Genomic DNA, 12512 nt, shown 5'->3' with positions numbered 1-12512 from the left:
GCTTGTTGATGCGCTTTGTGACGCGGATGTACTTGCACTTGTTGAGGCCGATGTGCTTACTGATGTGCTTGTTGATTCTGATGCACTTGTTGAGGCTGATTCAGAAGCCGATGTGCTTGCTGACTCTGATGCAGACGTTGAGGATGACTCTGATTCTGATGCACTTGTTGAGGCTGATATACTATCCCTATTAGGGATAACTGTATAGGTTACCGGCAATTCGTAAGTGCTACTAAGGCCTGTCCCGTCAGGTAAGGTTGTAAATCTAACAGAATAAGTGAATTGTCCAGGAGTACTAATATCTGGTAAGTCTGAGCTGACAAAATTTGCAGATAAGATGGCTGATGCTGAAACAGAATCAGCACTATACCACTCACTTGGCGTATAGCTATTATAATAATCATCATCATCAACATCTTGTTCAAATGTATGAGAAATGCCCGTCACCTCGATAACTTTATGTTTCAGTGTTGTTGTGCTCACTAACAACTCTGAATTATTTGAAGTTGTCCCATAACGACCAACATCATAGGTCCGCGTAATCGTATAGTTAAATTCACCTGCCGTTGCCGTTGACAATGGTAGAGTTGTCGTTGTTGAAGATGTAGAGTTATTGGTCCATTTGGTTGTGTAAGATTGGTCTGTCACATCAGATGAGAGATACGCATCTGCATTTGAACCATTGTGAAGATTTTGACCTTTAAAATCATAAATAGGTGTTTTAGCCTCAATCTTAGGTAAAACCTTATAATTCACATTAACGGTTTGCACAGAACCATCTGAATAGGTTACTTTAGCAACAGCTGTTTGATTCCCCGAAGTAGTCGTTGAAATCGGTGTTGACCAAACCAGACTATAACCAGAGGCTGCAGGTGTTGTACTTTCATTTGAAGCGACCGTCACAAATTTACTTACATCAGAAAGATCCGAAGTTGTTTCACCCTGCAACGTGTACACAGTTGTTGCTTTGGCAGAGGCTGTGTAAATCTCGTTTTGTCTGATTTTATGGAAAGCATAGGTAATTCCTTGGTGACCCGTAACAACTTTCACAGTATTACCAAAAACATAGCCCTTAGCCGTAGAAACGTTTGTCGCTTTTAGAGTATAACCACTAATAGCAAGGTATTCTCCCAAATCTACATTTGTTCCAGGAGTTTTCTGAATCAACACTTCATCTTTTCCAGGAATCTCTGCCCCAGTGTCTGCATCAATGAATTTCACTGTAATGTAGGCACCCTGGGCTGAATAATCAAACTTCTCCAATTGGAATTGCTGTAAATTATAACCGGAACCCGTCGATCCAAAGAGCGCAAAGGCCATTTCATCAGGGTATCCCGCATTTTGTAACAGGCTTCTGCTCTTATTCTCGTTTTTTATGACACTTGCATTTGGATGTCCAAGAACTTCCATATCAGCATTAACAGCTATGGAATCATAGTTTAGATTCATAGACCAAGTTTGTCCATTATAGGTGACCGTCATCACCTTGGTATCCCCATCATAGACAACCTTATAGTCCTTCAATGAATTATCTGTTGGGCCTTCCCCATTTAGCTTCTTAATGGTGCGGATAACAGGGTAAACAGAACCTTTGGCATCACTTCTAGATCCATTATAGTTATAGGTAAAGCCTCCAAAAGCTCCCTTTTGATAACCCGAATACTTAGGATCGGCTGAAGCTTTATTATTCGATGATGGGTTACCCGTATTATGCCAAGTATCTAGTTTGAAACCGAAAGAACCTTTGAGGTTATTTCCTCCCATCCCAAGACTGGCACCTGATCCATTACCGTTGGCATTTCCGATTTCTCCGATAGCACCCGTTGAGAATACCGCAGCAATTCCATCACCACCCGCATGACCGTTTTTAGGGCGCCCTTCATAAGCCTCACCAAGATTGATTTTCCCTGTGAGAGTGAAACTTTCGTTCATATCAATCTTCGTGTTTAGGGTATAAGCACCTGCCTGACCTGGCACACTTGGCGTCAAGGTCAAGGTCCCATTACTTAGAGAAGCCGATCCAGTTGTTTTGAAATAGGTGGATTGGTTCTTATTGGTTACAATCAAATGCGCCTTAGAATCATAACTTGCATTTCCCAGTGAAGCATTCGTATCGTAGGATGCACGTAAGGTATTGGCAGCCGTAATCCGTGCGCCATTCCGGTAATCACGAGCACCAGAACTTGCGCGTAACACTGTATTGACCACGGTATTACGTCTTCTAGTAGCTTCCGAGATAAGAGCGTTGAGGTCAGCGTTTGGATCTGTCAAAGCATTTTGAATCGTTTCAATCGTAGCCTTTCCTTTTAGAAGGGCATTTCCCGCCCCTTCACGATTTCCCAGATGACCGAGATAGGTTCCGATCTCATCTGAAAGACTTTTGAGTTTTTTCTCCTGCTCTGCTCGTTTTTTGTCAGTCTCAGTCGCAGTTACTCCCCCTGTCGCTACTGTTGTTAACATATCAGCAGTGTTGCCATTGACTTTATCAGAAACACCTACGCTTGCTGAAGTAGTATTCAAGTTAGCTGGAGTTGATTTATAGGTAATTGTAGCACCATCTTTATTCGCTACTACTTCCTCTACCTTAGAAGTTTCATCAGTAGTACTCTTACTTGTTGAGTTTGTGACTACAGAACGAGTAGAACTCGTTTCTGAGAGGCTTTCTGATCTTGTAAGTAACTCAGAGGTACTGCTTGAAGTTGAAGCTGAGGTAGATGATGAAGTTGACGTAGAGGCAGATGTTGAAGCTGACTCTGACGCTGACGCAGATGTACTTGCAGAGACTGATGAAGACAAGGATTCTGATAGCAATTGACTTGCAGAGACTGAAATACTCTCACTAATAGACTGAGAAGTCACATCTGAAGCTGGAGTTTCTTGATTTTCTTGCCCAACTGACCCTAGAACTACTTTATCCGTAGTAACGAGTGTAACATCTGTCTCAATAACTTTTTCAACAACAGTTTGTTCATTGGCATGAACCTGTGTTTGAACGATCGCTCCACCACCGATAACCGAACCAGCTGCTACTATCCCCTTAAGAACATCGATTCCTGTCAATGGTGCAGAAGAACGCTCTTCAACAACTTCTGTTGACACTTGAGCAGTATCGACACCACCACGAATGACTTTAAACAGACCAAAAAGGGAAGTAGAGGCACGTAACCAGTGCTTACCAGACTTGATTAACTTAAATCTTGTAACACGGTCTGTCTCTCTAAATTGACCTTCATTTCTTTTAAAAAACATGTAAATACCTTCCCGTTTTTCTTTCAATTATTAAAATCGAGTTTCCCTTCATTTTACCATTTTTTAACAAATTTTTCCATTGATTTCACAAAAAAATTATAAAGAGAAACTTCTCAAAGTAACTTCCACTTTTCTGACCAAAGTGGAAATTAGTCTAAAACGGATTTTTATGGTGGAATTAAGTATGAGACGTTTGTGTTAGAAATGAGGCCTACTATGACTAAACATAAACACCTTACCCTGTCAGACCGTAATGATATCCAACTAGGTTTAGAGTGCGGGGAAACTTTCAAAGCTATTGGACAACTTATTCTAAAAGACCCGACTACTGTTTCTAAAGAAGTCAAACGAAACAGACTAGTCAGAGAGTCTACCTGTGATAAACTTCCTTGCCCTCTACTCGATAAGGCTCCCTTTGTCTGTAATGGCTGCCCTAAAAGAAGACAAAACTGTGGCTATCAGAAAATCTTCTACCTTGCTAAACAAGCTCAAAAACAATACGAACAAACTCTTGTCGAAGCTCGTGAAGGAACTCCTCTCAATTCTCAGACTTTCTGGAATATGGATAAAGTTATTTCTGATGGAGTTAAAAAGGGACAGCACATCTATCATATCCTCAAAACTCATAACCTTGATGTCAGCTCCTCAACCGTCTATCGACACATTCGAAAAGGTTACCTGTCTATCGCTCCGATTGATCTTGCTAGAGCCGTTAAATTTAAAGAAAGAAGAAAAAATAATCTACCTTCCATCCTTAAAGATGCCAAAAAAGGCCGTTCCTATGAGGATTTACTAAATTATTTGGCTCTTAAGTAACTGAATTCTTGGCTGGAAATGGACACCGTTATGGGCAGGTTGGGAGGTAAAGTCCTACTTACCTTCAACCTGTCTTTCTGTAACTTTATCTTCGCTAGACTGCTAGATAATAAAACTGCTCTTGAGGTTACCAAACACCTCTATGACATCAAGAACACTTTTCACCAAGCGGACAATGATTTCTTCCAACTCTTTCCTGTCATTCTGACAGATAATGGTGGAGAGTTTGCCAGGGTTGATGATATCGAAATGGATGTGCGAGGAGAGAGTAAGCTCTTCTTTTGTGACCCTAATCGCTCTGACCAGAAAGGGAGAATTGAGAAAAATCACACGATGATTCGCGACATTCTACCTAAGAGAACTTCCTTTGACAACTTAACTCAAGAGGACATCAATCTCGTCTGTTCTCATGTCAACAGTGTCAAACGTGCTGCTTTGAATGGAAAGTCAGCCTATGAGTTCTTTGCCTTTACTTATGGAGAAGAGATTCCTAAGCTTCTTGGCATTTCTAAAATACCTGCAGAAGACGTCTGCCAGTCGTCTAAATTACTCCAACATAAGTTCTAAAAACTAACCTTTAACCGCATTCAACATCTCTATCAGCTCTCACTTCTTCACTTTCAGAATAAAAAGTCGGATAAATTTATCGGACTCATTGAGGACAATCTAAATCAGGTTCATCCTCTCTGACAACTTTAAGAAACGAATTTCATCGCTCTGAATATAAAAATGGAGAAGACAACGATTGTCCTCTCCAGATGTTAGCTTATCTTCTAGCTATCTTTTCATCTTCTTCTAGTTGCTTAACTAATTGATCAACGCTATCAAATTTTACCATATCACGGATACGGTCCAACCAGGAAACGATGACAGTTTCCCCATAGATATCGTCAGAAAAATCAAAGATATGAACTTCAAAACGCTCTTCTTCGCCATCAAAGGTTTCATTTTTACCTAGACTCGCCATACCACGATAGACTTTTCTTTGAATTTCAACGTCAACGGCATAAACACCATCAGCTGGCATATATGTCCGATCCAAGTTGACTAGATTAGCTGTCGGGAAGCCAATAGTTCGACCTCGAGCATTTCCGTGAACCACTACACCTCTCGTCGGTAAAGGGAATCCCAGAAGTTTACCTGCTTCTTTTACATCTCCTTCTAGAATGGCTTGGCGAATACGCGTTGAACTAATTTTCCCCTTTTCGTCCTCAACTGGTGGAACAATAACTACTTCACCATGGAAGAGTTCTTTTAAATCTTCAGCTGTTTTTCTATCTGATCCAAGAGTATAGTCAAAACCAACTACAATCGTATCTGCCTTTGCTTCCTTGACATAGGTATCAATGAATTCTTGGGCAGTCATATTTGCTACTCGACTAGTGAAATCCATCAAATACAAGCTCTCAACTCCAGCTCGCTTCAATCGACGTTCACGTTCACTAGCATTCAAAATATGCAATAAGTGTTCAGGTGAGTATTGATTCAGAGTTAGTTTTGGTGATTCATTAAAAGTTACTAGAGCTACTCCCTGGCGCTTTTCAGCAGCAATGTTAGAAGCTATTTCAAATAATTTTTGATGTCCAAGATGAACTCCATCAAAATAACCAAGTACAAGGACGTTTGGTCCTGGTGTTGCAATATCTTTTTCTGTTTTAATAGGTACTGTAATAATCATAGTATTTATTATACCAAAAAAATGGCGCTTTCAAAACAATTTAGGCTGAATTCAGCATATAAAACTTAAAGTAGGAAACTTAAAGTAAACCTTCTTTGACTTCTTTACGGAGTTGCTCTAGACTATCAATACCATATTTGTCCATGACTTTTGGTAGATTTTCGATAATATCTGGACAAGCATATGGATTGGTAAAGTTTGCTGTACCGACTCCGATAGCTGATGCACCAGCCAGATACATTTCTAAGGCAGCTTCAGCAGAATCCACTCCTCCCATACCAATGATTGGAAGCTTAGTTGTTTGAGCTACTTGACGGATTAGTTTAAGAGCTACAGGAAAGACTGCAGGTCCAGACATGCCACCTGTCCCATTTGCAATAATCGGCTTTCTAGTTTTGAGATCAAAACGCATCCCTACAAGGGTATTGATCATGGTGAGTCCACTAGCTCCAGCATCTTCTGCAGCCTTAGCAATGGTTACAATGTCAGTAACACTTGGAGTCAATTTGACGTAAACGGGCACTTCTGATGCTTCTACGGCAGCCTTCACCACATCATAGGCCAACTCAGGATCTTGTCCAATTAAAAGTCCATGATTCCCATGATCAACGTTAGGACAAGAGATATTGAGCTCTATAGCTTTCACGTTAGTTGCCTTAGAAATTCCGTGAGATACGCCCGCGTATTCTTGTTTTGAAAAGCCAGCAACATTTGCGATTATAGGGAGATTTGGATATTCTCTTTGAAGCCAAGGTAATTTTTCAGAGAGAACGACTTCTAAACCAGGATTTTGTAAACCAATGGCGTTTAACATACCTGCTGGTGTTTCTGCCACTCGTGGAGTTGGATTACCAAAACGTGGTTCTAGGGTAGTCGCCTTAATCATGATAGAGCCTAAAAGGTCTAAATCATAGTATTTGGCATATTCTTGACCAAATCCAAAACAGCCTGAAGCAGGAATGATAGGATTCTTTAATTCTAAGCCTGGTAGAGAAACTTGTAATCGATTTGCAGTCATGACACTCTCCTTATAAAACTACTGTGCCTGTTTTAAATACAGGGCCATCTTCACAGACACGTTGACTTATCGTTTCACTATCAGGTACTTTCAAGACGCAAGCATAGCAAGCCCCCATGCCACAAGCCATACGAGATTCTAGGGATAGGTAAGCTCTGGGATGGTCGTAAAATGTTTGATTAATGTATTTCATCATACCAGGTGATCCGCACGAGTAAATTGCATCGAATTCGTTATCAAATTCCTTTATCACTACTGACACATTTCCTTGGGTTCTATAAGAACCATCATCAGTCGTTACAAAGACTTTGCTGTATTGGGATAATTCATCTTCCAAAATAACTGCATCTTTAGTAGCAAATCCTAGAACTGTTGTGACATCTACACCACGTTCATCTAATTGTTTCGCTACTTCAAGTAAAGGAGGTACACCAATTCCTCCACCGACTAGGAGAACATGACTCTGATTGTTTAAATCAGATAAGTCAAAGCCATTTCCTTGAGGTCCCATAACATCTAAGCTATCACCTGTTTTTAAGGTTGAAAAAATTGCCGTACCAGAACCTTCGATACGATAAATAAGATGGCATTGTTTATTAGCCTTATCTATAGATGAGATTGAAATCGGACGACGCAAGAGATGAGCATCATCAGGAACTCGTAAATGAAGAAATTGGCCTGCATTCATAGCTTCAACCATTTCTCCTTGAAGTACGAGTTCAAAGATTGCTGGTGCGATTTCCTTTTGGGACACTACTTTCATGGTTTCCAAGCGAATAGCACCCATGCGTTTTTTACAATTTGGATTCATACCGTTTCCTCCTTAAATTTTAAGGGGTTCAGAAAAAGAAAAACCTTGCAATCGCAAGGTTTCAGTAAGATACTTACAGAAAAGACTCAAATAAACTGTGTTTATTCAAAGTTTGTGTAATCTATTTTCTATCTGACACCTTGTGAGCCTCTCTGGACTTCCCTTAAAGGTTAAATTTTTACTAGTATACTGTATCAACCCTAAAAAGTCAAGCAAAAATAGCTAAGGTGTCTGACGTATTTTAGTTTACTTATTTTTGTGAAGAGAGAATCTGCTCCAATTTTTGATAATCTTTGACACTATCAATTTCATAGATAGAGTTTTCTTCCAATTCCTCTACGTAAACATCTAATTTTTTAATGTTGTCTTTGACCATATTGTCCCAGTAGAGATCTACAAATTCGCCGCTTGCATAGGCTTTGTCGATAAACCCAACAATCTTCTCAGCTGTTGGAGCATCCCAGAATGACACACCACTCAGGATGCGGCCGTTCTTACTATCAACGATGATATCTTGAACTTTGTAATCTTCTCCGTAAACCAGGAACCATTCATTATCACAGTCTTCACGATAAACGCTGAAGTATGTTGAACGTTCAATGTCATTGCGGAACATATTTTTGAAAAGATAGTTATCCGCATCGATAACGTAGCTGTTAGCCAACTCTTCTTTTACCAAGTAAAGAGAGTAAAAATTATTGTAATCCGCATACTTATCGTTGAAGACCAAACGAACGCCATACTTCTCTTTAAGGTAGTCGAATTGTTCTTTCAAATAACCTACAACGATGATAATATCATCAATACCACGTTCTTTTAAAAATTCAATTTGATATTCAACCAAAGGTTTTTGATTGACTTTAACCAAGGCTTTGGGAGTATTTTCTGTCATGGGTCTCAAACGAGTTCCCAAACCTGCTGCTAAGATGATCGCTTTCACGCGCTTTCTCCTTTATTCTTTAATAATAATGTAAACACCAGCCATTACAACAAATGAAGTAATGATTGTTAAGACAGTCAGAGGTGTTCCCAAGAACATTGCTGCAAACAAAACAGTCCATACTACATAACTGACATTTAGACCAGTTGCTTTTGCTGGTTGCAATCGATTGATAGCAATGTAGTATGCAAGGTAAGAAATCATATTAAATGCTGCAAAGACTATCAATAAACCAAACAATTGCCCATTAGCCACTTCTGCAAATGAATGATGCGAGAAGAGAACAATGACAAGGTAGGACAAGAAAGATGTGACTTGTCGTATCAAGAGTGCTTCGAGTTCACTGAGTTCACTTTCCATAGCAAATGAGCTCAGAACACTTTCACTTCCCCAAGCAAGGGCACAGATCAAGGCACAGAGGATACCAATATAGAATGAATTGACCTGTTCAACCTTGTAGGTCTGAGCAATAATTCCTGCAATGATTAATAAAATTCCAAATACTGTATTCTTCGAAACCTTATGCTTAAGAATAAAGAAGGCAAGAAGGACAGAAACCGCAGGATAAATCGCTGAAACAGATGATGCTAAAGAACTACCGATATACTTGACTGCATAGAGATTGGCCTGCATGCCTATTGGCCCAGCCAATAGTGCTCCTATAATAACACTGACATTTCGAATATTCAAGAAGATTGAAAAACGTACCTTTCCTTCTTTAACTAGAAGATATCCTAGCAAGATAAAAATACTAAGAAAGTCGTGCGCTGCTGCTACTACAAAAGGTGATAGTTCAGTAAATATTGAAAATATATAGGCACTAACGGTAAGTCCTAACCCCCAGAACACACCTGAAAGTAGACCAAAAGAAACTCCATTTTTAGTTTTCATCAAATCCTCCCTGAGACTGCAATTCTTTTACAGCTCTATTGTAACGAGAGATTCCATAATCTCCAAAATCTGCACCATTTTCTTCTTTGTAAATGGTCCATAGGCTCCAAATAATGTCTTGCAAGATTTTGTAAATACGAATTTTTTCCCGAGAAACTGGTGTCTGTTCGCTTTCATAATGACTTAAAAAGTCTTCTTCTTCTGCACTTGTAAACTCTGATTCTAGGAAGAGGGCTGCCAGATCCCACATAGGGTCATTCATAGAGGAATATTCCCAATCAATGAGATAAAGATGTCCATCTGGCCCTTCTATGAAATTTTCAGGAACCAAATCAATATGACATGATTTTTGATCAATTCCAATTTGTTCAAGTTGATTTTTCAAAGAAAATACAGACTGTCTGACAACTTCATAGTTTGGATAGGAAATCTCCCCTTGAATCAAGGTTTCATATTTTTTGATTTCCTCAAAAGGAGCAAACTCTCCTTTTAATTCTTTACCAGAAGCGTGAATGGTTTGTAGAATTGGTGCAATCTTTTCAAATTTGGTTTTAATGGTAGCTGAATCAAGTGTCTCAGCATTTTCAATGTATTGATTAACCTTAATTCCTGCTTCAATATCGAAAAGATAATTCTCTACATCTAATTTCAAATCTTTCAACAATTCAAGATTGAACTTTTCATTCTGGCGGTCAATTAATTTATCCGTACCTTTACCGAAAAACTTAACGATGTACTGGTTTGAGGATGTTTTAACCAAATAATTTTGATTGGTCATTCCACCTAATTGTTCAACACTCAGAATATCATCATCAGTTGATAGTAAAGAGGTAAGTTTTTCCTTAATGATTTTTTCCACAATCTTCCTCCATTAGACTTCCCACTTAAAGACTGTCTTAAATGCGGTATTTAAGTCAGTTGCAAAAACTCGGTGAATATCTTTGATTTCTCTGACTGGTTCTTCTAAATAAATGATATTTTTCAAACGATTGGCAAATCTCTTAATCTCCATCATTTGGATAGCTTTTTCAAAGTCAACACGTCCTGAACGTGAAGAACCTACCAGTAACAAACCTTTTTCCAATGAATCTCGAGTATTGATATTTACCTTGTACTCACTAACACCCATCATCAAAATGGTTCCCTGTGGTTTGATGTAACGAATGAGATCATTAATAGCAGGCCCGCATCCATCACCACCACAGCATTCGAAACCATGGTCAAAACTAAGATCTTCTGGAATACTGTCCGTAATGTAAAGCTCCTTAGCAAAGGAGAAGAGTTCTAATTTCTCCCAGTGACGACCAATAACAATAATCTCTGCTTCAGGCAAGGTATAGTTAATAATATTAGCCATGACAAAAGCTAGACTACCATCACCAATAACTGCAATACGCTGACGTCTGCTATGTGAAACCGTCAAGAAGCGATTCATAGCGTGCATTCCCACACTGACAAACTCAGTAATGGCAGCAACTGTGTCTTCGACGTCCTCGTAAGCTACCACACGATCCTTAGGTAGAGAAACAAATTCTCGCATAAAGCCATCATGACCACTAGACAAGAAATAAGTTCCTGTCATATAGTTTTCATAAAATTCCTCATCACTCTGCATAGGTGGTTGATTGGGAATCATGACAACCTTCTGGCCAACTTTGTAGGTACCTGTGGGATCAGAAATAACAGTCCCACAAGACTCGTGAATCATAGCCATTGGAAGCTTTTTAGATAATATTTTGGGATCGCGTTTTCCTTGATAGTAACGTTGATCCGCATGACAAACCGCCATATAATTTGGTCGAATGAGGATATGATTCTCTTGATCAATCTCTTCTTCTTGGTATTTGATATTGATAAACTTTGGTTTTGTCAGTTGATAAATTTGATTAATCATGTTTTTAGTCTTTCTCAATCATGCTTTTAGCAATCTTCAAGTCTGTAACTGTTGTGATTTTTAGATTTGAGTATTCACCCTTAGCTAAGGCTACATCTTTCCCCTTGATAACAAAAATTTTACATGCATCTGTCAAAATTTCTTTTTCTTCTGCTGATAAAGAACCATACAAATCAATAAAGTCTTTACAACGGAAGGTTTGAGGAGTTTGCCCTTGATAGAGATGAGCGCGGTTTGGAATATCTGTAATAAATTTCCCATTAGTACTTTCAACAATGGTATCCACGGCTTCAACTACAGTATCAACAGCATCATGATTTTGTGCAAGAGTAATGTTATCTTGAATCATTCGAAGTGTGATAAAAGGACGAACTGAGTCATGAGTGACTACGATATCATCTTCTGTCAGTGGACGATAAGCATCAATAGCTTCAATAATTTTTTCAATACTCGAATTACGATCCACACCACCTTTTGTGATGATGATACGGTCCTTGTGGAGTGGAAGGAATTTTTCAACTAAATCTTCTGCGTGTGTCACCCAGTCCCCATGAACTCCAACTACAATCTTTTCAATACTTGGTTCCAAAACAAATTTTTCAATAGTATGAATCAAGATTGGGCGATCTCCCAACTCAAGAAATTGTTTGGGTAAATTACTAATCCCCATGCGCGTGCCGGTTCCACCTGCTAAAATTCCAGCGTAGATCATTTTAATACTCCTTTAGTCTGTTTTTAAAAAAACTCATTCTTTACTATTATATCACAACCTAGCCCTTTCTCGAAATAAATACTAGAATTCTCTAGTCAGAAAGAGCGCTAGGCATGCCTTTAGGAAAAGGAACTTGAATGATAAAAAATTCTCAACCATATTTTCAACAAATATAGAGTTCTTTAGAATAGTATAGAAAACTTAAAGAAACCTTAAACCAAATATAAAGAGTTGAGAATATTTGCCAGAGATAACTCCCTTCTAACATTTCTCAACTCTATTCAAAAAGATTCGGTTTATTTTTCCTCTTGCTCGCCGATGCCCTTAACAGCTTTTTTAAATTCGGCAAGCATCTTTCCTACTGATTCGCCTAGCTCTGGTAAGCGCTTTGGTCCAAAAATCAACAGTGCGCCAAGGACAATGACTATCAAGCCTGGTGCACCAATATCACGTAAGATTCCCATCTTTTTCTCCTTTCCTTTTTCTCTTAATCATCCATTTAC

The 12512-nt window shown here is 38.9% G+C and carries 9 protein-coding genes and 2 pseudogenes; 1 reads left to right on the top strand and 10 read right to left on the bottom strand.

The genetic code is table 11. The features are described from left to right. Positions 1–753: 753 nt before the first annotated feature. Positions 754–3249: pseudogene (locus ADH90_RS11770) on the bottom strand (accessory Sec-dependent serine-rich glycoprotein adhesin); the annotation flags it as partial. 216 nt (positions 3250–3465) lie between these two features. On the opposite strand from ADH90_RS11770, the pseudogene ADH90_RS01275 reads away from it, so the two are divergent. Beyond that, a pseudogene (locus ADH90_RS01275) lies at positions 3466–4632 on the top strand (IS30 family transposase). A gap of 199 nt (positions 4633–4831) precedes the next feature. On the opposite strand, the gene ADH90_RS01270 reads toward ADH90_RS01275, so the two are convergent. The 9 genes from ADH90_RS01270 to ADH90_RS01230 form a co-directional block, all read right to left on the bottom strand. Further along, positions 4832–5743 carry a bifunctional riboflavin kinase/FAD synthetase gene (locus tag ADH90_RS01270; RefSeq protein ID WP_049529633.1) on the bottom strand — a complete coding sequence of 304 codons (912 nt, stop codon included), beginning with the start codon at positions 5741–5743 and terminating at the stop codon, positions 4832–4834. Positions 5744–5822: 79 nt separating this feature from the next. After that, complete coding sequence (locus ADH90_RS01265) at positions 5823–6761, bottom strand: dihydroorotate dehydrogenase (protein ID WP_049529632.1); 939 nt, start codon at positions 6759–6761, stop codon at positions 5823–5825. 10 nt (positions 6762–6771) lie between these two features. After that, positions 6772–7572 carry a dihydroorotate dehydrogenase electron transfer subunit gene (locus ADH90_RS01260; RefSeq protein ID WP_049529631.1) on the bottom strand — a complete coding sequence of 267 codons (801 nt, stop codon included), beginning with the start codon at positions 7570–7572 and terminating at the stop codon, positions 6772–6774. A 250-nt stretch (positions 7573–7822) separates the two neighbouring features. Next, the gene (locus ADH90_RS01255; protein WP_049529630.1) at positions 7823–8512 is read right to left on the bottom strand and encodes a CTP--phosphocholine cytidylyltransferase; all 690 of its coding nucleotides are present in this window, start codon (positions 8510–8512) and stop codon (positions 7823–7825) included. 12 nt (positions 8513–8524) lie between these two features. Continuing rightward, positions 8525–9403 (bottom strand): DMT family transporter, encoded by an 879-nt coding sequence (locus tag ADH90_RS01250; protein WP_049529629.1) that lies wholly within the window; start codon positions 9401–9403, stop codon positions 8525–8527. Beyond that, on the bottom strand, positions 9393–10262 hold the full coding sequence (locus ADH90_RS01245; RefSeq protein WP_049529628.1) for a phosphotransferase family protein: 870 nt from the start codon (positions 10260–10262) through the stop codon (positions 9393–9395). The genes ADH90_RS01250 and ADH90_RS01245 overlap by 11 nt, the downstream gene beginning before the upstream one ends. Positions 10263–10274: 12 nt before the next feature. After that, entirely contained in the window at positions 10275–11297 is a 1023-nt protein-coding gene (locus tag ADH90_RS01240) for a ribitol-5-phosphate dehydrogenase (RefSeq protein ID WP_049529627.1), read from the bottom strand. A gap of 4 nt (positions 11298–11301) precedes the next feature. Next, positions 11302–12009 (bottom strand): IspD/TarI family cytidylyltransferase, encoded by a 708-nt coding sequence (locus ADH90_RS01235; protein ID WP_049529626.1) that lies wholly within the window; start codon positions 12007–12009, stop codon positions 11302–11304. 296 nt (positions 12010–12305) lie between these two features. After that, positions 12306–12473, bottom strand: a complete 168-nt coding sequence (locus ADH90_RS01230; RefSeq protein ID WP_000512114.1) for a twin-arginine translocase TatA/TatE family subunit — start codon at positions 12471–12473, stop codon at positions 12306–12308. Between the last annotated feature and the right edge of the window lie 39 nt (positions 12474–12512).

Origin of the sequence: Streptococcus pseudopneumoniae, assembly GCF_001073085.1 — a bacterium.
Classification (GTDB): domain Bacteria; phylum Bacillota; class Bacilli; order Lactobacillales; family Streptococcaceae; genus Streptococcus; species Streptococcus pseudopneumoniae_M.
Note: the sequence above shows the minus strand (reverse complement) of the source record. Positions and strands in the feature narration are given on the sequence as shown.